The sequence below is a fragment of the Pseudomonas borbori genome (genome assembly GCF_900115555.1).
In the GTDB taxonomy this organism is placed as follows: Bacteria; Pseudomonadota; Gammaproteobacteria; order Pseudomonadales; family Pseudomonadaceae; genus Aquipseudomonas; species Aquipseudomonas borbori.
Genome location: NZ_FOWX01000015.1, coordinates 1 through 22,522 on the forward strand (window position 1 = coordinate 1; position 22,522 = coordinate 22,522).

Sequence of the window (22,522 nt, forward strand, 5' to 3'; positions counted from 1 at the left end):
CCATCAGGCCTGCCGCCAGGGCTACAGCGCGCTGTACCTGCGCACTCCGCGCCTGCTGGAGCAACTGCGCATCGCACACGGCGACGGTAGCTTCGGGCGCACCCTGCAACAGCTGGCCAAGGTCGACGTCTTGATTTTGGACGACTGGGGCCTGGCCCCGCTGGAGGAAAATGCCCGGCATGACCTGCTGGAAGTGATCGACGACCGCGCCGGGAGCCGCTCCACCATCCTGACCAGCCAGCTTCCCGTCGATCACTGGCACGGCTGGATCAACGACCCCACGCTGGCCGACGCCTTGCTCGATCGCCTGGTGCACAACGCCTACCGAATCGTGATGAAAGGTGAGTCACTGCGGCGGAAAAACACGGAGGAAGAAGCCGCATCGTGACCGATGCGGTTAGAATTTAGACCCCGCGCAATCGGGTGGAGGCACCGGTCACGTTGTTAGCGAAATGACCGGTCACGTTCACCGAAATCCGCATTCTCCGAAAGTAGCCGATACACCAGCTTGCGATTGCCTTGCAGCAACTGCAACAGATAACGCTTTAGCCCTGTGCGCCAACCGTATTTGAGCAGCTTCTTCATGTATTTGAGCCGGCTGCTACTGGTTTAGAGTGTTGCATTGTTGATCGCCTGAGCGACTTCGTGCGCTTGCTCGAGTGTCATGCTCGGGTCCATGGGTAGGCTCAGAACCTCATCGTGCAGGCGCTCGGTGATCGGCAGTTGCAGATGACCGAGTTCCGGGTAGGCATTTTGCCGGTGCGGGGCGATGGGGTAATGAATCAGGGTCTGGATGCCGGACCGGGTCAGTTGTTGTTGCAGCTGTTCACGCTGTTTGCTGAGCACCACAAACAGGTGCCACACATGCTGTTGCTCTTCCCCCCAGGCGGGAAGTGTTACGGCGGGATGCTCGATCAGATCCAGGTAACAGCGAGCGATCCGGCGACGTTGTTCGGTCTGCCGATCCAGATGCTGCAACTTCACTCGCAATATGGCCGCCTGAATCTCATCCAGGCGGCTGTTTACCCCTTGAAACAGATTCCGGTACTTTTCATGGGAGCCATAATTGCGCAGTGCACGCAGGGTCTCGGCAAGCTCATCATCGGATGTGGTGATGGCCCCGGCATCGCCCAAGGCGCCCAGGTTCTTGCCCGGATAGAAGCTGAAGCCGGCCGCATCTCCCCAGTTTCCGGCCTTGCGTCCCGATAAGCTGGCGCCATGCCCTTGGGCGGCGTCTTCGAGTACCAGGAGTTGATGCTCGCTGGCAAGGTCCAGGAGTTCCGGCATCTGCGCCAGGCGTCCGTACAGGTGCACCGGTATGATGGCTTTGGTGCGGGGAGTGATCGCGGCCGCGACTGCCGCGTGGGATAGATTGAAGCTGCCCTCGTCGGGTTCCACGAGCACCGGTTTCAAGTGGTTCTCGGTGATGGCCAGTAGCGTTGCTATATAGGTATTGGCCGGAACTATGACCTCGTCGCCTTCCTGAAGCCGACCTAACTCCAGCCAGGCCCGCAGAGTCAGTGTCAGCGCGTCTAGGCCATTGGCCACACCAATGCAGTGGGTGGTCGAACAGTAGGCGGCGAATTCTTGTTCAAATGCCGCGAGCTCATTGCCACCGATATACCAGCCCGAGTCGATGACGCGGGCGCAGGCGTCCAGTAGTTCGGTACGCAGTTCGGCATTGACGCTTTTAAGGTTCAGGAAGGGAATCATTTTCGTCCAGGAAGCGCAGGATGCGCGCAGGGTTGCCGATTACAACTGCGAATGCAGGGACATCTGTCGTGACTACGGCTCCCGCCCCCACCATGGCGTACTCGCCGATTATCACCCCGGGCAACAAGGTGGCATTGGCTCCAATCGAGGCGCCGCGCTTGATTCGTGGGCCGCTGTAGTGCGTTGGATAAGCCTTGGAGCGGGGGGTTTTGTCATTACTAAAGGTCGCATTGGGGCCGATGAAGGCACCGTCCTCGATTACCGTGCCATCCCAGAGATAAACACCGGATTTGATCGTGACATCGTCGCCGATCACCACTTCGTTTTCGATGAAGGTGTGCGCGCAGATGTTGCAGTTCCGGCCTATTCGGGCATTGGGTAGTACGACCGAATACTGCCAGATTCGCGTGCCCGCTCCAATGCTTGAGCTTTGCACGTCGGCTAGTCGATGAATCTCAGGCATTTGCCGCCTCTTTTACGAACTGCTCATAGTCACGGATATAGTCGGACTCGTCGTAGTGCTCACTGGCGATGACCATCAGCACGCAATCGCTGGAAAAGTCGAACATTTCGTGCCAGACCATCGGCTCGATGCGCAGCCCCTGCGCGGGTGAGGCCAGTTTCAGCGTTTGCCTGTTCAGCCCGTCGTCCAGGAGGAAGCTGCAGCTGCCACTTAGGCAGACGGCAACTTGTTCGAGTTTGCGGTGTGCATGGAAGCCCCGGTGAAAGCTATTACTAAGTTGGTAGAGGTAATACACCCGGCGAATTTCAAATGGGATTTCGTTCCCGCCCTCCAGCGCCACCAGTGCCCCGCGAGTGTCTGCAATTTCACGAAAATCAATCAGTTTGACTAGGCTCATGCTGTTACCTGGAGGCTCCAAGGGGGGCGGTCTGGGACGCGTTTAGTTCGTGCATCAAACGATGGGCAGCGGGTTCTCCGGCGCTACTGGCATAGCCGCGAATCAATGCGGCCAGATGCAGGCTGGCAAGCCATTGAGCGTCTTCATGGTAGCGGAGCAAGTGACGGACATTGCGTTTGCGTTTCCAGCGGGGGAGTGGCTGGCCGCTGACCTGCATGTCGGATAAATCAATCAGGCCGAAGCGCGTATCGGGCAGATAAAGCACATTGCCCAAGTGTAGAGAGCGGAAGTACACACCCAACTGGTGCAAGTGTCCGAGAAATGCGCCGAAACATTGAACCTCTGCCTCGCGTGCCTCGTCTGTCAAGGTTCTCCAGCGGTCGCGCAGGGTTTCCCCAGGCAGGGGGCGGTAGCGCACGCCATTCAGTTTCCGCTCGGGAATCAGCAGCAGCTCTTCGATATCCGGGGATGCTATGCCGAGTTGTTGCAGGCGCTTGGCATTATTGGCGAAGCGGCGTGCGGGGAGCGACCAAAGTGCCGACGACAGCAGGCGCTTGCGGCGATACAGCTTGAGGAAGTCGCCGTTCGCCAGGCAGGCCACCTTCAGGCCGAGGCCGTCTTCCTCGATCGTCTTGGCGCCACGCAGCAGGGTATCGAGTTCCGTTGTGCTGAGGGTTCTCATGGTTTGCTCTGCAGGCGCTGACTAATGGATAGCGCGGCGACCAGGGAAATGGGGATCCAGATCAGGAACCAGTTCTCGTTGGGTCGGGAGAAAAAATTACTGCCTTCGCTCAGGCCTGCCGACAGGCCGTAGACGACCAGGGCGGACGCCAGTTGGAACTTGCCTTGGTGCCGCTGTTGCAGGCAGCGCAGCAAGATCAGGCCATACATCAGCAGCCACAAGCTCAGGCCCACCAGGCCGAGTTCGAGCAGAACGGCCAGTTCGACATTGTGCGGATCGCTCAACGTCCAGCCGAGCCCTTTGATATTGAATACGAACTTGCTGTCGAATCCGTGGCCAATCCATAGGTGCTCGCTGGCCTGGCGTATGGCTTCGCTCCAGAGTTGCGGGCGGAAGGACAGGCCGCGTTGCAGCAACAGCTCGGGCATGAAAACCATGCTGATGGCGGCGGCAACCATCAGTGCCGCGACCAGGTAGAGCGCCCGGCGGCTGGTGATCAGGAGCATCCACAGGCTAGTGAGGGTCAGGGCCAGCAGCGGCGTGCGCGAGCCGGTGGCCAGCAGGGCTACCAGCAGAGGCAAGGCGAGCAGGATCGGCAGCCAGTCATGGCGTTCGCTGCGGGTCAGCCAGGCGGCGATCCAGTAGGTGCAGAAAAAGCCCAGTACGTGGGAGGTGAGCAGCGGATTGCGCAGCGCGCCGGTGCCGATCAGGCGTGCCCCGGCTGAGGCGGTAGTGAAGTGAAAGTAGAGATTGATTAGGGCGGCCAGGACTGCGAGCAGGGCGCCGATGCGCAGGGTCTTGAGCAGCAACTGCTCGTCCTTGCAGGCGATCAGCGCGCAGGCCGCAAACATCATGAACACATACAGTGGCCGTTTGGCCAGCCCGCCCAGGCCGTCATCGGCCTGCGTCCAGGAGAGGCTGAGCAGCAGCCAGGCGGAAAAGGCCAGGAACACCAGCACTATGGGCTCGCGAAGGATTAGCCGTAGGTTATGTGGTGCAAGGATCAGGGCGAACAAGGCGGGGGCGGCAATCAGGCCGTAGTAAAACTTGGTGAACAGACTGCCATTGGCAACCCAGAACAGGCCGGTCAGGAGTACCAGATAGCCCAGCGCCAGCCAATGGCGAACGATGCAGTTTTCCATGAACGATAAAGAGGGATTTGTCAGCGTTTGCGATGTCTGCACTGGACCAGGCCGGGGACTATTGAGAGTTGGGCATCTTAAAGCATCCGCCGGGAAGAGGCAGCCACTGCTGTGCTAAGCTCGTCAGCCTTTTCGGCCAAGTCGAAGCGTGAACGCATGACCGACCTGTACTCAAACGCTACCCAAGCCTCCAGTCTGAAGATCTATCTCAGACTGCTCGGTTACGTGAAGCCCTACATCGGCTACTTCGCGATCAGTATCCTCGGCTACGTCATCTTCGCGTCCACCCAGCCGATGCTCGCCGGCATTCTCAAGTACTTCGTCGATGGTCTGTCCAATCCCGAGGCGGTGCTGTTCCCGACGGTACCCTACCTGCGCGATCTGCAACTGCTGCAGGCCGTGCCGCTGCTGATTGTGCTGATCGCCGCCTGGCAGGGGGTCGGGGCCTATCTGGGTAATTACTTCCTGGCCAAGGTTTCCTTGGGGCTGGTGCACGATCTGCGCGTTTCCCTGTTCAACAGCCTGCTGGCGCTGCCCAACCGCTATTTCGACAATCACAACTCCGGGCATCTGATCTCGCGTATCACCTTCAACGTGACCATGGTCACCGGCGCGGCGACCGATGCGATCAAGGTGGTGATTCGCGAAGGCTTGACGGTGGTTTTCCTGTTCGCCTATCTGTTGTGGATGAATTGGCAACTGACCCTGGTGATGCTGGCCATCCTGCCGGTGATTGCGCTGATGGTCGGCAGCGCGAGCAAGAAATTCCGCAAGCAAAGCAAGAAGATCCAGGTGGCCATGGGCGATGTCACCCATGTTGCCTCCGAGACCATTCAGGGCTATCGGGTGGTGCGCAGTTTTGGTGGCGAGGCCTATGAGTCCACGCGCTTCACCTCGGCCAGTCAGGACAACACCAACAAGCAACTGCGCATGACCAAGACCGGAGCGGTCTACACCCCCATGCTGCAACTGGTGATTTACAGCGCCATGGCGGTGCTGATGTTTCTGGTGCTATTGCTGCGCGGCGATGCCACGGCGGGCGACCTGGTGGCCTACATCACCGCCGCCGGCCTGCTGCCCAAGCCGATTCGCCAGCTCTCCGAGGTCAGCGCCAACATCCAGAAGGGCCTGGCTGCCGCCGACAGCATCTTCGAACAGCTCGACGAAGCCCCCGAGGTCGACCGCGGCACGGTCGAGCTTGAGCGGGTCAGCGGCCGTCTGGAGGTGCGCAATCTGAGCTTCCAGTACCCTGGCGCCGAGAAGCCGGTGCTCAACGATATTTGCTTCAGCGCCGAGCCGGGGCAGATGATCGCCCTGGTCGGGCGCTCCGGCAGCGGCAAGTCGACCCTGGCCAGCCTGATTCCGCGTTTCTATCACCATGAGACCGGACAGATTCTGCTCGACGGGGTGGATGTCGAAAGCTACACATTGCGTAACCTGCGCCGACATATCGCCCTGGTGACGCAGCAGGTCACCCTGTTCAACGACAGCGTGGCCAATAACATCGCCTATGGCGACCTGGCCGATGCGCCGCGCGATGCCATCGAGCAGGCGGTCGAGGCGGCCTACGCCAAGGAGTTCATCGACAAGCTGCCGCAGGGGCTGGATACCGAGGTCGGCGAGAATGGCGTGCTGCTCTCCGGCGGCCAGCGCCAGCGTCTGGCGATAGCCCGGGCTCTGCTCAAGGACGCGCCGATTCTGGTGCTGGACGAGGCGACTTCGGCCCTCGATACCGAGTCCGAGCGACATATCCAGGCGGCCCTGGATCGAGTGATGAAGGGGCGGACCACGCTGGTCATCGCCCATCGTCTGTCGACCATCGAAAAAGCCGACCTGATTCTGGTGATGGATCAGGGGCGCATCGTCGAGCGTGGCACCCATGCCGCGCTGCTCGAGCAGAACGGTTTCTATGCGCGCCTGCATGCGCTGGGACTGGATGAAAGCGCGCCATTGGATATCGCCTGATAAACTACGCGCCCGCCACTAGCAGACCGTTGAAAAACTACCTGCGTTGGCGATACTGCGTTAAAAACAGGCTCGGATGCGAGCCCAGTCGGAATGCTCATTTACAGCACGTAAAGTCGAGTGCGACCCCAGTCGCTTCCTCGCCTGTTTTTGCCTTGTCTTGCCTGCCTCGCCTACGTTTTTCAACGGGCTGCTTGAGGCCACCGGAGTTCACATGAAGTTGTCCATGCCCCGTTTCGACCAAGCCCCTGTCCTGGTGGTGGGCGATGTCATGCTCGACCGCTACTGGCATGGCGGCACCTCGCGGATTTCGCCGGAGGCGCCGGTGCCGGTGGTCAAGGTCGAGCAGATCGAAGACCGCCCGGGCGGTGCCGCCAACGTGGCGTTGAACATCGCCGCCCTCGGTGCGCCGGCGCTGCTGGTCGGCGTGACTGGCGACGACGAGGCGGCCGCCAGCCTGAGCGACCGACTGCAGGCGGTGGGGGTCAAGACCCATTTCCAGCGTATCGTCGGCCAACCGACCATCGTCAAGCTGCGGGTCATGAGCCGCCATCAGCAACTGCTGCGCATGGACTTCGAACAACCCTTCAATACCGACTCCGCGGCCTTGGCGGTCGAGGTCGAGGCGTTGCTCGCCGGAGTCAAGGTGCTGGTGCTGTCCGACTACGGCAAGGGCGCGCTGCAGAATCATCAGGTGTTGATCCAGGCGGCGCTGGCCAAGGGCATCGCGGTGCTGGCCGACCCCAAGGGCAAGGATTTCTCGATCTACCGCGGCGTCAGTCTGATCACGCCGAACCTCAACGAGTTCGAGACCATCGTCGGTCATTGCGTCGACGAGGCCGAGCTGGTGGCCAAGGGCGCGCGCCTGATGCACGAGCTGGAGCTGGGCGCGCTGCTGATTACCCGCGGCGAGCACGGCATGACCCTGCTGCGCCCCGATCATGCGGCGCTGCACCTGCCGGCCCGTGCCCGTGAAGTGTTCGACGTCACCGGTGCCGGCGATACGGTGATCTCGACCCTGGCAGCCTCCCTGGCCGCTGGCGAGGGGTTGCCCCAGGCCGTCGCCCTGGCCAATCTGGCCGCCGGTATCGTGGTCGGCAAGCTGGGTACCGCCGCGATCAGCGCGCCGGAATTGCGCCGGGCGATCCAGCGCGAGGCGGGTTCCGAGCGCGGCGTGCTTAGCCCGGATCAGCTGTTGCTGGCCATCGAGGACGCCCGCGCCCATGGCGAGAAGATCGTCTTCACCAACGGTTGTTTCGACATTCTGCATGCCGGCCACGTGGCTTACCTGGAGCAGGCCCGGGCCCAGGGCGATCGCCTGGTGCTGGCGGTCAACGACGACGCCTCGGTCAGTCGCCTGAAGGGCCCCGGCCGGCCGATCAACTCGGTGGATCGGCGCATGGCCGTGCTCGCCGGCCTAGGCGCGGTGGACTGGGTGGTGAGCTTCAGCGAGGACACCCCGGAGAACCTGCTGCGCGAGGTCAAGCCGGACGTGCTGGTCAAGGGCGGCGACTACGGCATCGAGGGCGTAGTCGGCGCCGATATCGTGCACGCCTATGGCGGCGAAGTGCGGGTGCTGGGGCTGGTGGCAAACAGCTCGACCACCGCCATCGTCGAGAAGATTCGGGCAAAGGACTGAGTTCATGTTGAAAAAGATCGGCCTCGTATTGCGCAACCTTGGCTACAAGAATCGGTTCAGGATCAAGGCCGGCAACCATGTTGAGATTCCGGCCAGTGCCGCATGGCGGATGAAAAAGGTCACGATCAAGCTGGGAGGGCGCAACAACCGCCTGGTGCTTGGCGAGGGTGTGGAGATCACGCACTGCGAGATTCGCCTTGATGGCGAGGACAATCTGATCGAGATCGGCGCGCGTGCGCGCATCAGCTCTGGCAAGATCTATTTGCGCAACACACGCGGGCAGCACATTTGCATTGGCGCTGATACCACGGTGGAAGGTGCCTACCTGCTGGTTGACGAGGCCGCGAGCATCGATATCGGTAACGATTGCATGCTTTCCACTGACATTCTGATCCGTACCGGCGACAAGCATTCGATCATCGACGTGGAAAGCGGCCGGCGGCTCAATCACTCTCGCAGTGTGAGTATCGCTGACCGGGTTTGGATTGGCCGTGACGTGCAAATACTCAAGGGTACGGTTCTGCATCCAGAAAGCGTGGTGGGAGCCTGTTCGTTGGTCTCCAAGGCCTTCGAGGAAGGCAACTGTGTCGTGGCGGGCGTACCGGCGAAGATTGTCAAACGAGGTATCCGCTGGGATCGCAGTTTTATCTAGCGATAACTCGAAGCGGCAGCCTATTGGGCCGTGTGATTCGTGCCGCGCAGCGTTCATACGGACTCTATTGCGACCTTTTTGCTGGCGAGAAGACTAAGTGGCTGGAGCAGTTGTTGCTACGCAGGTGTGCGGATTCCGCCTGAGCAGCAGTAATGGGCAGCCTCCCTGGCCGCCGGTATCGTGGTCGGCAAGCTGGGTACCGCCGCCATCAGCGCGCCGGAACTGCGCCGGGTGAAGTGCGGGTGCTGGGGCTGGTGGAAAACAGCTCGACCACCGCCATCGTCGAGAAAATCCGCAGCACCTGAATCCGGGTGAGTGTATGCCGTTCAGCCCTGTTGGGCGGCATTCAGCTTGAGTGGCGCTGCCGCCGTCGGCACTCGCGGCTTTGCCGAAGGTTTGGCCGGCGCGGCGCCGAGTTGTTGCTGGCTCAGCCAGTCTTTCCAGCGGATGCGTTCGTCGCGCACCAGCCAGCCGTCTTGCGCCGCGAAGCTCTCTGCCAGCCACAGACCGCGGGTGCTGGCGGCTTTCAACTGGCCTTTGTTGAGGGTCAGCAGTTCGGCGCTCGGCCGCCCCTGGTGCAGCGGGATCAGGTACAGGTCCGGGCGGCTGCGGTCGAGGCGGGCGATTAGCTTGCCGTCCTCCAGGCGTTCGTCGACGTGGAACAGGCTGAGTTGCCTGGCCTCTTTGGGCAGTTCCAGATGCAGGTCGTAGACCAGTTGCAGCGAGGCCGTGGGCAGGTGCACATAGGCGCGTGGCCGTTCCAGCAGGGTCAGCTGGCCGCATTGCACCGGCCGTGCTGCGCCGGACAGTGGGCTGAGCTGAAAGTGCAGGGTCTCGCGGTAGCGCAGGGTGCCCTGGTAGGGCGAGGGCAGCCAGGTGTCGCCGAAGCGGCCGCTCAGCCAGCCTTCGGGGGTTTCCAGCAGGCACTCCTCGGCGACCTCCTGGATGGCGGTGAGCAGTGGCAGATTGAGTTCGTGGGCGGGCACGTAGCCGGAGATCAGCTTGAGCACCACGTCGCCCCGGTCCAGGCGCCGCTGGCGCACCAGAATCCAGTAGTCCCGGCCTTGCCAGGTCAGGGTCAGGCGCACCGAAACCCCCAGATTGGCCAGCTCCACGGCGAAGCGCTGGTTGTCGCCCACCTCGATCGCACGGCGCCGGCCGAGCATCTCGCTGAAATTCAGCGGCCGACCCAGGCTCTGGTAGCTCAATCCTTCCGCGCTGGCCTCGACGAACAAGGGCAGGGTCTTGAAGGCGCTGGGGTCTTTGCGGTTGAGCGTGCGCGACATGTGGACTCCTGGATGGGGTGAGCCCCGATCTGGCTGCCGGGCCTGGCCGCAGGGGCAATTTTTCGCGGATCGAGCGGAGCGCCGCCCGGCCGCTTCTGCAATTGCGCGCAGCGCGTGATGGGGTTCAGGCGATATCCTGAATGACCGCCGCGGCGGTCGCGACATTATGGGCCAGGTGTTGCGCATCGATGGTACCGACGATCGCGCAGCTCACCGCCGGGTGGGCGAAGATCAGCTCGAAGCTGGCACGTACCGGGTCTTCCCCCGGGGCCAGGCAGGCATGCCCGCTGGCCAGGGCTTTCTTGATCAGGATGCCCTTGCCGTGCTGCTCGGCGTAGTCCAGCACCGGCAGTTCGCCCTGTTCGTTGAGGTTGTAGGTGACCATCGCGCAGTCGCCCTGCTGGAGTGCCAGCAGGCCGCCCTCGACGGTTTTGCCGGACAGGCCGAAGCCGCGAATCTTGCCTTCGCGCTTGAGCTCGGCGAGAGTCTCGTAGACGCCGCTGTCTTGCAGGATGCTGACGTCGTTGCCGTCGGAATGCACCAGCAGCAGGTCGATGAAGTCGGTTTCCAGGCGCTTGAGGCTGCGCTCCACCGAGAAGCGCGTGTGCGCCGGACTGAAATCGAAGTGCGATTGGCCACCGTCGAACTCCTCGCCGACCTTGCTGACAATCACCCACTGCTGGCGCTGGCCGCGCAGCAGCGGACCGAGGCGGCTTTCGCTGGTGCCGTAGGCGGGGGCGGTGTCGATCAGGTTGATCCCCAGGTCATGGGCCTGGGCGAGCAACTCGATGACCGCCGCGTCGCCCGGAATGCTGAAGCCGTTGGGGTATTTCACGCCCTGGTCGCGACCGATCTTCACCGTGCCGAGGCCCAATGGCGAGACCAGCAGCTCGGTCGAGCCGAGCGGGCGGTGCAGGTTGTGCAGGGTATGCAAGGCGTGCATTAGAACAGTTCCTCCCAGGCTGGGCGCGCTACGGCCGGACGGGGCAGGGCCGGCAGCGGCGCATGGGTGGCGGGCTGGATGCCGTCACGGTCGAGCGCCGCCAGCACGCGGTCGGCGAAGTCCGGGGCTAATGCCAGTTTAGTCGGCCAGCCGACCAGCAGCCCGCCTTGTTCGGCGAGAAAGGCGTTATCCGGACGGACCAGGCCGGACTGCGCCGGTTCGGCGCGATCCACACGCAGGGTGGCCCAGCGGGCGCGGGAGAGATCGACCCAGGGCAGCAGGGCGCCGATTTCCTGCTGCGCGGCTTTAATCTGCGCGGCCGCGTCGCGGGCCACACCGTCCGCTTCGGCCAGATCGCCGCCGAGGTACCAGACCCACTCGCCATCGGCCGCCGGATGGGTGGTGACGGTGACCCGCGGCTTCGGTCCGCCGCCGAGGCAGTGGGCGTACAGCGGTTTCAGGCTCGGCCCCTTGACCAGCACCATATGCAGCGGCCGCAGTTGCTGCACGGGCTGAGTCAGGCCCAGGGCGGCGAGCAGTTCGGCGTTGCCGCTGCCGGCGCTGAGGACGATGCGTTGCGCGCGAATCTCGCGGCCGTCGACAAGCAGGCCGACCAGTCGGCCCTGCTCGCGCAAGGGCGTTATGGCCTCGGCGGCCAGCAGGCCGTCGCCGGCCAGTTCGGCCAGACGGGTGATCAGACTGGGCACATCCAGCACCAGCTCGGCCAGGCGGTAGACCTTGCCCTTGAATTTCGGGTGCTGCAGGGCGGGCGGCAGCTGCTCGCCCTTTACCTGGTCGACGCGGCCGCGCACCGCCTTGCTGGCGAAGAAGCTGGTGATATTGCCGGCCAGGCTGCCGGGCGACCACAGGTAATGGGCATCGGACAGCAGGCGCACGCCGCAGAGGTCCAGTTCGCCGCTGCCGGCCAGCGCCTCGCGCCAGCGTCGTGGCATGTCGGCGATGGCTTCCGAGGCACCGGTCAGGGCGCCATGCAGGGCGTACTTGGCGCCGCCGTGGATGATGCCTTGCGATTTGACGCTCTGCTCGCCACCGAGGCTGGCGTTTTCCACCAGCAGGGTGGCAAAGCCCTGGCGGCGCAAGCGCGCATTCAGCCAGAGGCCGGCGATACCACCGCCGACGATCAGAATGTCAGTGCTCAGAGCCTGGGACATGCGTGGGCCTCACTGGAAAACAGGCTCGCAGTATAGCGGTAAGTGGCAGGCGCCGAGCCGCAAGCGGCAAGCTTTAAGCGGCAAGCGAAGCTGCGTCCGGCGGCTGGGCCTTTATTTGCAGCGTGCAGCTCCCTCAATGGCCGACGCTGTGCGAGAACAATTGAATCACCACCACGCCGCAGACGATCAGGCCCATGCCGAGCATCGCCGGCAGATCCAGGCGCTGCTGGTAGAGAATCACCGCGGCGATGCTCACCAGCACGATGCCCAGGCCTGCCCAGACGGCGTAGGCCACGCCGACCGGAATGGTCTTGACCACCAGGCTGAGCATCCAGAAGGAAATGGCATAGCCGACCACCACCAACAGCAGCGGTAGCGGTTTGTTGAAGCCGTCCAGCGCCTTCATCGAGGTGGTCGCGATGACTTCGGCGGTGATGGCGACAGCGAGATAGAGATAGCCGCTCATGGTGGGCCTCCTGGTTGATCTGCTGGCCATTCTAGGCGTTCTGTTGATGGGCTAAAGTGATTACCTATCTGATATGGAGATGGGTTATGCAGTGGAACCTGGAGCAAATCCGCTTGTTCGTCGGCGTGGCCGAGCGCCAGTCCTTTTCTGCCGTGGCCCGGCGGATGAACCGTGCGCAGTCGGCGGTCAGCAATGCCATTGCCATGCTCGAGACCGACCTCGGTGTGCTGTTGTTCGAGCGCAGCAGCGGCCGTCAGCCACGCCTGACGGCGGCCGGGGCGTCGCTGCTGGAGGAAGCGCGCGAGGTGCTGCGCCAGTGCGAGCGCCTGGAGGGGCGGGCGCTGGGACTGGCGCGCGGTGAAGAAGTGTGCCTGCGCCTGGCCCAGGACGAGGCCATGCCCTACCAGCCGGTACTCGACAGCCTCGAGGCCCTGGCCCAGGCCTTCCCGTTGCTGGAGGTGCAACTGGCCAGCGGCGCCCAGGGCGATGTCGCGCGCAAGCTGCTGGAGCGCCGTGCCGACCTCGGCCTGCTATTCCACCATGAGCAGATGCCCGAAGCCCTGGAGCGTCAGCGCCTGGGCACCATCGAGATGGTCACGGTATGCGGTGCCGGCCATGCGCTGGCCGGAGCGGGGCATGTCGACCGGCGCGAACTGGCGCGCCATCGCCAGTTGTTGATGACGCCGCAGTACCCCGGTGGCGAGCAGATCAGCCCAGCGGTCTGGCGCACCGACAGCTTCTACGCCATGGCCGAGTTGTTGCTGCGTAACCTGGGTTGGGCCTGGCTGCCGCGCCATGTGGTGCAGTACCCGACCTACCAGAGCCAGTTGGTCGAATTGCACAGCGACTGGACCCCGCCGCCGCTGGTGGTCGAGTTGGTCTGCCGTCGCGATGAAGCCCCGGGACCGGCCGCACTCTGGCTGGCCGACTGCTTTGCCGAGTGCCTGCAAGCCATCGGCTGATTGCTGGCGGCCGCTCTGCTAAGCTGCGCGCCCATGAATAGAGCCCTCTACACCCTGCTGTTGCATCTCGGCCTGCCGCTGGTCGCCGGGCGTCTGGCCTGGCGTGCGTGGCGCGCGCCGGCCTATGCGAAACGTATCGGCGAACGCTTCGCCCTCGGCTTGCCGCTTCTGCAACCCGGTGGCATCTGGCTGCACGCGGTGTCGGTGGGCGAGAGCATTGCCGCCGCGCCGCTGATTCGTGAATTGCTGGCGCGCTATCCGCAGTTGCCGATCACCATCACCTGCATGACGCCGACCGGCTCTGAGCGAATTCAGGCCATGTTCGCCGGGCCCGAGTATGCCGGGCGCGTGCAGCACTGCTATCTGCCCTATGACTTGCCCTGGGCCGCGGCGCGTTTTCTCGAGCGTGCCCGGCCCCGGCTGGCGGTGGTCATGGAGACCGAGTTGTGGCCCAACCATATCCACCAGTGTGCCCGGCGCGGCATTCCCGTGGCCCTGGCCAATGCGCGGCTGTCCGAGCGCTCGGCGCGTGGTTACGCGCGCTTCGCCAAACTGACCGCGCCCATGCTCGCCGAACTGAGCCTGATTGCGGTGCAGACCGCCGCCGAGGCCGAGCGCTTTCGCAGTCTGGGCGCGCGGCCCGAATGCGTCGAGGTGACCGGCTCGATCAAGTTCGATCTGACCATCGACCCTGCGCTGCTGGCGCGCGCCAGCGAGTTGCGCGAGCAGTGGGGCGCATCGCAGCGGCCGGTGTGGATCGCCGCCAGCACCCATACCGGTGAAGACGAAATTGTCCTGGCGGCGCACCGCGTGCTGCTCGAGCAGCGGCCCGAGGCCTTGCTGATCCTGGTGCCGCGGCATCCGGAGCGCTTTGGTTCGGTGTTCGAGTTGTGCCAGCGCCAAGGTTTCGCCACGCGCCGACGTTCCAGTGGCGAGGCGCTGCTGGCGGGCGATCAGGTGTTGCTCGGCGACACCATGGGCGAGCTGCTGTTTCTCTATGCCCTGGCCGATCTGGCTTTCGTCGGTGGCAGCCTGGTCGGCAATGGCGGGCATAACCTGCTGGAGCCGGCCGCCTTGGGCAAACCGGTACTCAGCGGCCCGCACTTGTTCAATTTCCTCGAAATCGCCGCGCAATTGCGTGAAGCGGGCGCGCTGCTCGAAGTGGCCGATGCCGACGGTCTGGCGCAACGGGTCGAGCAGCTGTGGCGCGAGCCTGCCCAGGCGCAGAACATGCGCGCGGCGGGACTGGCCGTGATGCGGGCCAACCAGGGCGCGCTGGCGCGCTTGTTGGCGGGGCTGGCGGGCTTGTTGCAGCGTTCATGAACGACCTGGTGCGCACGGCGCACCCTACGCGATGGAATGCGACTATCGGCTGGGGTGCGCCATGCGCGCCACGAGTCGCCGGGCAGCACCCACAAAAAAGCCCGACTCGTGTCGGGCTTTTTGGTGAATCGGCTTACTCAATAATCCAGATTGCCGCGCAACTGCGCTTCGGCGGCCTTGGCCAGGTCGGGTGGCAGGAAGTCGCGATCCGGGTCGTAGTCCGACTTGAGGTATTGCTCGAGGGCTTCCAGGTCGGCCGGGCTCAGGGTGCCGGCGGCCTGCTTGAGGCGCAGGTTGTTGAGAATGTAGTCGTAGCGGGCAAAGTTGTAGGTGCGCACCGAGTTGTACAGCTGGCGCTGGGCATCGAGTACGTCGACGATGTTGCGGGTGCCGACCTGGTAGCCGATTTCCGTGGCTTCCAGGGCGCTCTGGTTGGAGATGATCGACTGCTTGCGTGCCTGCACGGTTTCCACGTCGGTGTTCACCGCGCGATGCAGATCGCGGGTGTTCTGCACCACCTGGCGGCGCAGGCTTTCGCGCAGTTGTTCGCTCTGGTTGACCCGCTGATAGGCCTCGCGCACTTGCGAGCTGGTCAGGCCGCCGCTGTACAGCGGGATATTCAGTTGCAGGCCGATCGAGCGCTGCTCGACATCGCCGCTGAAGGGATCCTGGCCGGGCAATCGGTTGCCCGAGTTGCTGAAGCCGAGACTGTCATTGTCGCCCTTCTGGTAACTGGCCACCGCGTCCAGGGTCGGGGCATGCCCGGACTTGCGCTGGCGCAGGGTTTCTTCGGCGGCGCTCACCGCGTAATTGCTGGCTTGCAGGTTGAGATTCTGCGCGGCGGCGGTATCGACCCAGGCCTTGGCGTCGTTCGGGGTCGGGGCGAGGATCGGCAGGCTGTGCTCGATGCCTTCGAGCGCCGGGTGCTCGCGGTTGGTCAGGGTGATCAGGGCCTGAAAGGCATCCTCGACCTGGCGATTGGCGAAGATCCGGTTGGCCCGTGCGGTATCGAAGCCGGCCTGGGCCTCGAGCACGTCGGTCTTGTCCGACAGACCGACGTCGAAGCGCTCGTTGGCCTGGTCGAGTTGGCGTTTGAACGCGGCCTCTTCGGCCTTGGTTGAGGCCAGGGTGTCCTGGGCGCGCAGCACGGCGAAGTAGGTTTCCGCGCTCTGCAGGATCAGGTTCTGTTCGATGGCGGACAACTCCAGGGCAGCCTGCTCGCTGCTGGCTTCGGCGGCCTGCAGCTGGAACCAGCGGTCGGCGCGGAACAGCGGCTGGCTGAGGTTGGCCTGGTATACCGTGCCGCTGCGCGAGGCGGTGTTGGCCGGCGAGTCGATCTGGGTGCGGTTGTCGCTCAGGTCGGCGCCGGCCGAAAGGTTGGGCAGCAAGCCGGCGCGCGCCTGGGGCACCACTTCGCGGCGAGCCTGGTAGTCGGCGCGGGCGGCCGCCAGGTCGGCGTTGTTGGCGGCGGCTTCCTGATAGACCGTGACCAGGTCTGTCTTGGCGGACGGCGGGGCTTGTTCTGCCCAGGCCATTGCAACGGAAGCGGAGGCCACAGCAAGCGCCAGGGAGAGTCTGCGCAACATTGGGGGAATCCTGAATTTGGCGGTAATCGGCAAGGCTAAGGGGCGCTGCCAGAGGGGTCAAGGCATGCTTATTGGGCACCGAGTGTAGATTGCAACAAGCTATGTTGCCTATGTGCAACAAATTGTTTGGTCGGGATGGCAGCGTCACTATCCGACGCATGGGTCATGCTTTTTTGACTCCCCGGTTGGTTTTATTGCGGTGTCTTGATTAGACTGGCCGGGTTCTTGTCGGGGTGCCCCATATGCGGGGCTGAGATTGGCAGCTGCCGGATCCCGTTGAACCTGATCAGGTTAAGGCCTGCGTAGGGAACAAGATGGCCTCGCCCCTCCCTCGGCGAGTGCTCTCGGCACCACTTGCGGTGCGCCCCGTACGCTCTCCGTCCCAGGTTCGCTCCGACATTTCGTCCCAGGAGAGCACCAGCCGATGAGCACACAAGAAAAAAACCTCAACACCGCGAATCTGAGTGATTCCGCTCAGGTCGACCAGCAGTCGATCCAGCCATTCCCGCGTTCGCAGAAAATCTACGTGCAAGGCTCGCGCCCGGACATCCGCGTACCGATGCGCGAGATCAGTCTCGACATCACCCCGACCGAGTTTGGTGGCGAAATCAATGCGCCGGTACTGGTCTACGACACCTCCGGCCCCTACACCGACCCGAGCGTGACCATCGACGTGCGCCAGGGCCTGGGCGATGTGCGTTCGGCCTGGATCGATGACCGTGGCGACACCGAACTGCTCGACGGCCTGTCCTCGCACTTCGGCCAGGAACGCCTGGTCAATCCCGAGCTGACCAAGATGCGCTTCGCCCACGTGCGCAACCCGCGCCGGGCCAAGGCCGGCAAGAACGTCAGCCAGATGCACTACGCGCGCCAGGGCATCATCACCCCGGAGATGGAATACGTCGCCATCCGCGAGAACCTCAAGCTGGAGGAGGCGCGCGCCACCGGTTTGCTCGACCAGCAGCACGCCGGGCAGAGCTTCGGTGCCAGTGTGCCCAAGCAGATCACCGCCGAGTTCGTCCGCGAGGAAATCGCCCGCGGTCGCGCCATCATCCCGGCCAACATCAACCACACCGAGCTGGAGCCGATGATCATCGGCCGCAACTTCCTGGTGAAGATCAACGGCAACATCGGCAACTCGGCGCTGGGCTCCTCGATCGAGGAAGAAGTGGCCAAGCTGACCTGGGGCATCCGCTGGGGTTCGGACACGGTGATGGACCTGTCGACCGGCAAGCACATCCACGAGACCCGCGAGTGGATCATCCGCAACTCGCCGGTGCCGATCGGCACCGTGCCGATCTACCAGGCGCTGGAGAAGGTCAACGGCGTGGCCGAAGACCTGACCTGGGAGCTGTTCCGCGATACCCTGATCGAGCAGGCCGAGCAGGGCGTGGACTACTTCACCATCCACGCCGGGGTGCTGCTGCGCTATGTGCCGCTGACCGCCAAGCGGGTCACCGGTATCGTCAGCCGCGGCGGCTCGATCATGGCCAAGTGGTGCCTGGCGCATCACCAGGAGAACTTCCTCTACACCCACTTCGAGGAAATCTGCGAGATCATGAAGGCCTACGACGTCAGCTTCTCGCTGGGCGACGGCCTGCGTCCGGGTTCGATCGCCGACGCCAACGACGCCGCCCAGTTCGGCGAGCTGGAAACCCTCGGCGAGCTGACCAAGATCGCCTGGAAGCACGACGTGCAGTGCATGATCGAAGGCCCCGGCCACGTGCCGATGCAGCTGATCAAGGAGAACATGGATAAGCAGCTGGAATGCTGCGACGAAGCGCCGTTCTACACCCTCGGCCCGCTGACCACCGACATCGCGCCGGGCTACGACCACATCACCAGCGGCATCGGTGCGGCGATGATCGGCTGGTTCGGCTGCGCCATGCTCTGCTACGTCACGCCCAAGGAGCACCTGGGCCTGCCGAACAAGGATGACGTCAAGACCGGGATCATCACCTACAAGATCGCCGCCCACGCCGCGGACCTGGCCAAGGGTCATCCGGGCGCGCAGATACGCGACAACGCCCTGTCCAAGGCGCGTTTCGAGTTCCGCTGGGAAGACCAGTTCAACCTCGGCCTGGACCCGGACACCGCGCGCAGCTACCACGACGAGACCCTGCCCAAGGACTCGGCCAAGGTCGCGCATTTCTGCTCCATGTGCGGGCCGAAGTTCTGCTCGATGAAGATCACCCAGGAAGTGCGCGACTACGCCAAGGAGCATGGTCTGACCGACGAGCAGAAGGCCATCGAGGCCGGTTTCGCCGAACAGTCCGGGCGTTTCAAGGATGAAGGTTCGGTGATCTACAAGCAGGTCTGACGCGTTACCCGACGCCAGGAGCGAACAGGCTCCTGGCGTTTGCTTTTCTGGCTGTGTGCGACCCGACTCGTGGTCGCACACAGCCCTTCAAGCCCAGGTAGTCGCTCGGCGTACTCGTCGCTGTCGATCGGTCTGCGCGAACGGTTCCTTCAATCGCGCGCGGGGAAGTATTGCGGCTTGAGGATGCCCTGGAGCTGGCTGTAGGGGATCGTCAGCTGCGGATGGCCGCTGGAGTAGGGCGCGATGCTGTAGACGTCGTATTTCAGCAGCACTTCGGCCTGCCCGAGGGCGACGTTCTCGGTGCGCTCGAACGGCCATTTGCCGATGTGCTCGGGGTTCTGATCCAACTGGTTGGCCGTCAGCCAGCGCTGGTGCGCCTGGCCGGCGAGGCTCCAGAACGCATCGGTCTGCCCGGGTAGCAGCAGATCCTGCAGGCTCAGTGCCTTTTGCAGCCTGCGGTCGTAGTTGATGAAGCCGCGCCCCGGCATGCCGTGTGCCCCACCCGTGGACAGGTAGCTGGAGAGCTCGATGATCACCAGTTGGTCGTGTTGTTCGCGCACCTTGGCCTGCAGGTAGCTGTGCCAGCCGCGCTGGGCACTGTGCAGGAAATCCTTTTCGTAGGACTGCAGCGAGGCGGGCAGGGGCGCGCCCGGTGAGTCGTTGGTCATCTGCAGCAGGCGCTGTTCGATCAACCCATTGAGCTGCGTTTCGTCGGGAAATATCAGGGTGTCGATATTCACCAGCGGGCAGGTATCGCCCGTGCAGCCGGGCTGGATACTCTCCCAGGCGACGCGTTGCACCGGTAGCGGGCTATTGCCTGGAAGCAGGCTCTGGCAGGCGCTGAGCAGCAGGCCAAGACTGATGGTGACGAGTTTTTTACATGCAAACATTGAGTTCTGCGCCAGGCGGAGAGAGGGTAGTTGGACTGCCGGTTATCCCAGTGGTTCGCCAGGGTAATCCGTCGCAACAGCGCTGCATGATCCCAGCCAGCGCCTAATCTGCAAAGAGGCTGCGCAAGGCCGAATGCAGAGGTAGGATGCGCGAAAGCCCTGATTATCGGATTGAGTGAGACGTGGATGACCGACACCTTTAAACCAGGCCCGGATGCGGTGCAGATTATCGAGCGCGAAGCCTGCTTCCGCGGGTTCTATAGCCTCGATCGCCTGCGCCTGCGCCATCTGCAGTTTTCTGGCGAAATGGGCCCGGCGCTCAGTCGCGAGCTGTTTATCCGCCACGATGCCGTGTGCGTGCTGCCCTATGACCCGCAGCGCGACGAAGTGGTGCTGATCGAGCAGTTTCGCGTCGGCGCCATGGGCAAGTCCGCCAGCCCCTGGCTGCTGGAGCTGGTCGCCGGGCTGATCGATACCGATGAGCAGCCGGAGGAGGTGGCGCTGCGTGAGGCGATGGAGGAAGCCAACCTGACCCTGAGTTCGCTGTGGCCGATCAGCGAGTATTTCCCTTCGCCCGGTGGTTCGGACGAACGGGTCTACCTGTACCTCGGGCGCTGCAGCAGCCAGGGCGCCGGGGGCGTGCATGGTCTGGCCGAGGAGGGCGAGGATATTCGGGTGCATGTCATGCCGCTGGAGGATGCCCTGGACGCGGTCAGGGACGGGCGCATCAACAATGCGGCGAGCATCATCGCCTTGCAATGGCTGGCGCTGAACCGCGCCGAGGTTAGGGGATTATGGTCGTGAACCTGTTGCGTGAGCGTTATCGGGTTGACTTGATCGAGCTGCAGGCGGCCTGTGAAGCCAACTATGCACGCTTGATGCGCCTGCTGCCGGACATGCGCGAGGCGTCCTGTGCGCGGCGGGTTGCCCTCAGTCAGGGCGAGCTGCTGCTCGGCGTGTTGAGCCTGGAGGTGCTGGAAACCTGTCCCTACACCTCGACCGTGCGGGTGCGCCAGGAGCACAGCCTGCCCTGGTTGCCGGTGCCGCAACTGGAAGTGCGGGTGTACCACGATGCGCGCATGGCCGAGGTGACAGGCGCACAGAACGCCCGGCGTTTTCGCAGCATCTACCCTTATCCGAACGCCGCCATGCATCAGCCCGATGAAAAGTCCCAGCTCAACCTGTTTCTCGGTGAATGGCTGAGCCATTGCCTGGCCTGTGGCCATGAGCTGGAACCGGTGGTTTAAACCCCTCCACATGCGCCAAACCCTAGGCGTCAAGAAGTATCCTGAGCACGTCACCCGACAGCTTGCAGCTGCTTTTCTGTGATCCATGTCCACTTCGCGGGTTTACCGCTGCCCGGACTAGCCACCATAATTCACCCATTCCGCTCAAGGAGACGGCCTTGCCGAGCGAGCTCAATTCCGCTGCTGATTCCTCGGTCCTGCTGGTGCAGCTGTCCGACAGCCATCTATTTGCCGAAGCGGCCGGCAAGCTACTGGGTCTGGATACCCAGGACAGCCTGCAGCAAGTGATCGATCGGGTGCTGCAGGAGCAGCCGCAGATCGACCTGATGCTTGCCAGCGGCGACCTGTCGCAGGACGGCAGCCTGGCGTCCTACCAGCGCTTTCGGCGGATGACCGCGGCGCTGGCGGCGCCGGCCCGCTGGTTTCCCGGCAACCATGACGACGTCCCGGCCATGCAGGCCGCCTGCGCCGGCAGCAACCTGCTGGAGCCGGTGATCGACCTGGGTAACTGGCGCATCATCCTGCTCGACTCGTCGATTCCCGGTGCGGTGCCGGGTTATCTTGGTCCGCAGCAGCTGGCCCTGCTGGAGCGTGCGCTCGGCGAAGTGCCGGAACGCCATCACCTGATTTGCCTGCACCATCATCCGGTGTCCATCGGTTGCCGCTGGATGGAGCCCATCGGTCTGCGCAACTCCGAGGCGCTATTCGCCGTACTGGAGCGCTTCAGTCAGGTGCGCGCGCTGCTCTGGGGGCATATCCACCAGGAATTCGATCAAGTGCACAACGGTCTGCGCCTGCTGGCGTCGCCCTCCACCTGCGTGCAATTCGCCCCGGGTAGTGAGGAATTCCAGGTCGACACCAGTGCGCCCGGCTACCGTTGGTTGCGCCTCTACGCCGACGGCCGGCTGGACACCGGGGTGTCGCGCGTGACCGGGATCGAGTTCGAGGTGGATTACAGCGTCAAGGGCTACTAAGGCCGCTTGAGGCCGAGACTGGAGGCCGGAGGCGCAAAGCTGGTAACGTTCGGCCTTTGGACTTTAGCCTTCAGCCTAATGACTGCAAACAGCGCAAACATCCTCTATCTCCACGGCCTCAACAGCTCGCCCGCTTCGCTCAAGGCCAGCCAGTTGTCGCGTGCCATGACGCGCATGGGGCTGGCGGCGCAGCTGCGGGTGCCGGCCCTGGACCATCATCCGCGCCGGGCCATTGCCCAGCTCGAGGCACTGATCGCCGAGCTTGGCCGGCCCGTGCTGGTCGGCAGCTCCCTGGGCGGCTACTATGCGACCCACCTGGCCGAGCGCCATGGTTTGTGCGCGCTATTGATCAATCCGGCAGTGCGTCCGCATCTGCGTTTCGATGGCTACCTGGGGCCGCAACACAACTATTACAGCGGTGAAACCTGGGAACTGACGGCCGATCATGTGCGGGCCCTGGCCGAGCTGGAGGTGCCGCCGCCGCAAGATCCCGCGCGTTACCAGGTGTGGTTGCAGACCGCCGACGAAACTCTCGATTACCGCGATGCCCAAGCCTATTACCGCGCTTGCGCGCTGCGTATCCAGGCCGGTGGCGATCATGGTTTTCAGGGCTTTGCCGCGCGCTTGCCCGCGCTCTTCGCCTTCGCCGGTATTGCGCCGCAACTGTGGCGCGATAGCGACTTTTCCGACCTTCAATAAC

Annotated in this window: 23 protein-coding genes, 1 pseudogene and 1 riboswitch; of the genes and pseudogenes, 12 read left to right on the plus strand and 12 right to left on the minus strand. The window is 63.6% G+C overall.

Annotated elements, in window-relative coordinates:
- A partial coding sequence (locus BM315_RS12695) for an ATP-binding protein (protein ID WP_170862209.1) occupies positions 1-388 on the plus strand: 388 nt, incomplete at its 5' end.
- A gap of 56 nt (positions 389-444) precedes the next feature.
- Here the strand turns inward: BM315_RS12695 and BM315_RS24675 are convergent.
- Genes BM315_RS24675 through BM315_RS25000 form a run of 6 tightly spaced genes read right to left on the minus strand, consistent with a single transcriptional unit; the run spans position 445 to position 4,397 of the window.
- The gene (locus BM315_RS24675; RefSeq protein WP_170862210.1) at positions 445-585 is read right to left on the minus strand and encodes a hypothetical protein; all 141 of its coding nucleotides are present in this window, start codon (positions 583-585) and stop codon (positions 445-447) included.
- Between the two features lie 24 nt (positions 586-609).
- Entirely contained in the window at positions 610-1,713 is a 1,104-nt protein-coding gene (locus tag BM315_RS12700; protein WP_090501496.1) for a DegT/DnrJ/EryC1/StrS family aminotransferase, read from the minus strand.
- On the minus strand, positions 1,691-2,176 hold the full coding sequence (locus BM315_RS12705; protein ID WP_090501498.1) for an acyltransferase: 486 nt from the start codon (positions 2,174-2,176) through the stop codon (positions 1,691-1,693). The genes BM315_RS12700 and BM315_RS12705 overlap by 23 nt, the downstream gene beginning before the upstream one ends.
- Positions 2,169-2,573 (minus strand): sugar 3,4-ketoisomerase, encoded by a 405-nt coding sequence (locus BM315_RS12710; RefSeq protein WP_090501500.1) that lies wholly within the window; start codon positions 2,571-2,573, stop codon positions 2,169-2,171. The genes BM315_RS12705 and BM315_RS12710 overlap by 8 nt, the downstream gene beginning before the upstream one ends.
- Before the next feature lie 4 nt (positions 2,574-2,577).
- Entirely contained in the window at positions 2,578-3,255 is a 678-nt protein-coding gene (locus tag BM315_RS24995) for a lipopolysaccharide kinase InaA family protein (protein ID WP_244527292.1), read from the minus strand.
- The gene (locus BM315_RS25000; protein WP_244527293.1) at positions 3,252-4,397 is read right to left on the minus strand and encodes an O-antigen ligase family protein; all 1,146 of its coding nucleotides are present in this window, start codon (positions 4,395-4,397) and stop codon (positions 3,252-3,254) included. Before BM315_RS25000 ends, BM315_RS24995 begins: the two co-directional genes overlap by 4 nt.
- A gap of 156 nt (positions 4,398-4,553) precedes the next feature.
- On the opposite strand from BM315_RS25000, the gene msbA reads away from it, so the two are divergent.
- The 4 genes and pseudogenes from msbA to BM315_RS25460 form a co-directional block, all read left to right on the plus strand.
- A complete protein-coding gene (msbA, locus tag BM315_RS12720) occupies positions 4,554-6,362 on the plus strand; it encodes a lipid A export permease/ATP-binding protein MsbA (protein WP_090501502.1) in 1,809 nt (602 codons plus the stop codon).
- A 214-nt stretch (positions 6,363-6,576) separates the two neighbouring features.
- Positions 6,577-8,001, plus strand: coding sequence for a bifunctional D-glycero-beta-D-manno-heptose-7-phosphate kinase/D-glycero-beta-D-manno-heptose 1-phosphate adenylyltransferase HldE (gene hldE, locus BM315_RS12725; protein ID WP_090501505.1), 1,425 nt, complete (start codon positions 6,577-6,579; stop codon positions 7,999-8,001).
- Positions 8,002-8,005: 4 nt separating this feature from the next.
- Entirely contained in the window at positions 8,006-8,653 is a 648-nt protein-coding gene (locus BM315_RS12730) for an acyltransferase (protein ID WP_090501507.1), read from the plus strand.
- Positions 8,654-8,812: 159 nt separating this feature from the next.
- Positions 8,813-8,884: pseudogene (locus BM315_RS25460) on the plus strand (hypothetical protein); the annotation flags it as partial.
- A 95-nt stretch (positions 8,885-8,979) separates the two neighbouring features.
- Here BM315_RS25460 and BM315_RS12735 read toward each other — a convergent pair.
- From BM315_RS12735 to BM315_RS12750, 4 genes are all read right to left on the minus strand, one after another.
- The gene (locus BM315_RS12735) at positions 8,980-9,939 is read right to left on the minus strand and encodes a metal ABC transporter ATPase (protein ID WP_244527294.1); all 960 of its coding nucleotides are present in this window, start codon (positions 9,937-9,939) and stop codon (positions 8,980-8,982) included.
- Between the two features lie 124 nt (positions 9,940-10,063).
- On the minus strand, positions 10,064-10,882 hold the full coding sequence (locus tag BM315_RS12740) for an aldo/keto reductase (RefSeq protein WP_090501509.1): 819 nt from the start codon (positions 10,880-10,882) through the stop codon (positions 10,064-10,066).
- Complete coding sequence (locus tag BM315_RS12745; protein WP_090501511.1) at positions 10,882-12,054, minus strand: NAD(P)/FAD-dependent oxidoreductase; 1,173 nt, start codon at positions 12,052-12,054, stop codon at positions 10,882-10,884. The genes BM315_RS12740 and BM315_RS12745 overlap by 1 nt, the downstream gene beginning before the upstream one ends.
- 133 nt (positions 12,055-12,187) lie before the next feature.
- Complete coding sequence (locus BM315_RS12750) at positions 12,188-12,520, minus strand: DMT family transporter (protein ID WP_090501513.1); 333 nt, start codon at positions 12,518-12,520, stop codon at positions 12,188-12,190.
- 86 nt (positions 12,521-12,606) lie between these two features.
- On the opposite strand from BM315_RS12750, the gene BM315_RS12755 reads away from it, so the two are divergent.
- Entirely contained in the window at positions 12,607-13,482 is an 876-nt protein-coding gene (locus BM315_RS12755) for a LysR family transcriptional regulator (RefSeq protein WP_090501515.1), read from the plus strand.
- Between the two features lie 33 nt (positions 13,483-13,515).
- On the plus strand, positions 13,516-14,805 hold the full coding sequence (waaA, locus tag BM315_RS12760) for a lipid IV(A) 3-deoxy-D-manno-octulosonic acid transferase (RefSeq protein ID WP_090501517.1): 1,290 nt from the start codon (positions 13,516-13,518) through the stop codon (positions 14,803-14,805).
- A gap of 137 nt (positions 14,806-14,942) precedes the next feature.
- Here the strand turns inward: waaA and BM315_RS12765 are convergent, their stop codons facing one another.
- Entirely contained in the window at positions 14,943-16,391 is a 1,449-nt protein-coding gene (locus BM315_RS12765; RefSeq protein ID WP_090501519.1) for a TolC family outer membrane protein, read from the minus strand.
- A 219-nt stretch (positions 16,392-16,610) separates the two neighbouring features.
- A riboswitch (TPP riboswitch) is annotated at positions 16,611-16,717 on the plus strand.
- A 98-nt stretch (positions 16,718-16,815) separates the two neighbouring features.
- On the opposite strand from BM315_RS12765, the gene thiC reads away from it, so the two are divergent.
- Positions 16,816-18,711, plus strand: coding sequence for a phosphomethylpyrimidine synthase ThiC (gene thiC, locus BM315_RS12770; protein WP_090501521.1), 1,896 nt, complete (start codon positions 16,816-16,818; stop codon positions 18,709-18,711).
- 149 nt (positions 18,712-18,860) lie between these two features.
- Here the strand turns inward: thiC and BM315_RS12775 are convergent, their stop codons facing one another.
- Complete coding sequence (locus BM315_RS12775) at positions 18,861-19,601, minus strand: RsiV family protein (RefSeq protein ID WP_090501523.1); 741 nt, start codon at positions 19,599-19,601, stop codon at positions 18,861-18,863.
- 186 nt (positions 19,602-19,787) lie between these two features.
- Between BM315_RS12775 and BM315_RS12780 the strand changes: the two genes are divergently transcribed.
- The 4 genes from BM315_RS12780 to BM315_RS12795 all read left to right on the plus strand — a co-directional run bounded on the left by BM315_RS12780 (position 19,788) and on the right by BM315_RS12795 (position 22,521).
- Positions 19,788-20,405, plus strand: a complete 618-nt coding sequence (locus BM315_RS12780) for an NUDIX domain-containing protein (protein WP_090501525.1) — start codon at positions 19,788-19,790, stop codon at positions 20,403-20,405.
- The gene (locus BM315_RS12785; protein WP_090501527.1) at positions 20,396-20,848 is read left to right on the plus strand and encodes a DUF1249 domain-containing protein; all 453 of its coding nucleotides are present in this window, start codon (positions 20,396-20,398) and stop codon (positions 20,846-20,848) included. The genes BM315_RS12780 and BM315_RS12785 overlap by 10 nt, the downstream gene beginning before the upstream one ends.
- 158 nt (positions 20,849-21,006) lie before the next feature.
- Positions 21,007-21,822: a 3',5'-cyclic-AMP phosphodiesterase gene (gene cpdA, locus BM315_RS12790; protein ID WP_090501529.1), complete on the plus strand. Its 816-nt coding sequence runs from the start codon at positions 21,007-21,009 to the stop codon at positions 21,820-21,822.
- Positions 21,823-21,900: 78 nt separating this feature from the next.
- Positions 21,901-22,521: a YqiA/YcfP family alpha/beta fold hydrolase gene (locus tag BM315_RS12795; protein WP_090501531.1), complete on the plus strand. Its 621-nt coding sequence runs from the start codon at positions 21,901-21,903 to the stop codon at positions 22,519-22,521.
- Position 22,522: the final 1 nt, after the last annotated feature.

Bases quoted from the DNA above. Each gene is read 5' to 3' on its own strand.
- BM315_RS24675 (WP_170862210.1), bottom strand. From the start codon at position 585: ATGAAGAAGCTGCTCAAATACGGTTGGCGCACAGGGCTAAAGCGTTAT.
- BM315_RS12700 (WP_090501496.1), bottom strand. From the start codon at position 1,713: ATGATTCCCTTCCTGAACCTTAAAAGCGTCAATGCCGAACTGCGTACC.
- BM315_RS12705 (WP_090501498.1), bottom strand. From the start codon at position 2,176: ATGCCTGAGATTCATCGACTAGCCGACGTGCAAAGCTCAAGCATTGGA.
- BM315_RS12710 (WP_090501500.1), bottom strand. From the start codon at position 2,573: ATGAGCCTAGTCAAACTGATTGATTTTCGTGAAATTGCAGACACTCGC.
- BM315_RS24995 (WP_244527292.1), bottom strand. From the start codon at position 3,255: ATGAGAACCCTCAGCACAACGGAACTCGATACCCTGCTGCGTGGCGCC.
- BM315_RS25000 (WP_244527293.1), bottom strand. From the start codon at position 4,397: ATGGAAAACTGCATCGTTCGCCATTGGCTGGCGCTGGGCTATCTGGTA.
- msbA (WP_090501502.1), top strand. From the start codon at position 4,554: ATGACCGACCTGTACTCAAACGCTACCCAAGCCTCCAGTCTGAAGATC.
- hldE (WP_090501505.1), top strand. From the start codon at position 6,577: ATGAAGTTGTCCATGCCCCGTTTCGACCAAGCCCCTGTCCTGGTGGTG.
- BM315_RS12730 (WP_090501507.1), top strand. From the start codon at position 8,006: ATGTTGAAAAAGATCGGCCTCGTATTGCGCAACCTTGGCTACAAGAAT.
- BM315_RS12735 (WP_244527294.1), bottom strand. From the start codon at position 9,939: ATGTCGCGCACGCTCAACCGCAAAGACCCCAGCGCCTTCAAGACCCTG.
- BM315_RS12740 (WP_090501509.1), bottom strand. From the start codon at position 10,882: ATGCACGCCTTGCATACCCTGCACAACCTGCACCGCCCGCTCGGCTCG.
- BM315_RS12745 (WP_090501511.1), bottom strand. From the start codon at position 12,054: ATGTCCCAGGCTCTGAGCACTGACATTCTGATCGTCGGCGGTGGTATC.
- BM315_RS12750 (WP_090501513.1), bottom strand. From the start codon at position 12,520: ATGAGCGGCTATCTCTATCTCGCTGTCGCCATCACCGCCGAAGTCATC.
- BM315_RS12755 (WP_090501515.1), top strand. From the start codon at position 12,607: ATGCAGTGGAACCTGGAGCAAATCCGCTTGTTCGTCGGCGTGGCCGAG.
- waaA (WP_090501517.1), top strand. From the start codon at position 13,516: ATGAATAGAGCCCTCTACACCCTGCTGTTGCATCTCGGCCTGCCGCTG.
- BM315_RS12765 (WP_090501519.1), bottom strand. From the start codon at position 16,391: ATGTTGCGCAGACTCTCCCTGGCGCTTGCTGTGGCCTCCGCTTCCGTT.
- thiC (WP_090501521.1), top strand. From the start codon at position 16,816: ATGAGCACACAAGAAAAAAACCTCAACACCGCGAATCTGAGTGATTCC.
- BM315_RS12775 (WP_090501523.1), bottom strand. From the start codon at position 19,601: ATGTTTGCATGTAAAAAACTCGTCACCATCAGTCTTGGCCTGCTGCTC.
- BM315_RS12780 (WP_090501525.1), top strand. From the start codon at position 19,788: ATGACCGACACCTTTAAACCAGGCCCGGATGCGGTGCAGATTATCGAG.
- BM315_RS12785 (WP_090501527.1), top strand. From the start codon at position 20,396: ATGGTCGTGAACCTGTTGCGTGAGCGTTATCGGGTTGACTTGATCGAG.
- BM315_RS12795 (WP_090501531.1), top strand. From the start codon at position 21,901: ATGACTGCAAACAGCGCAAACATCCTCTATCTCCACGGCCTCAACAGC.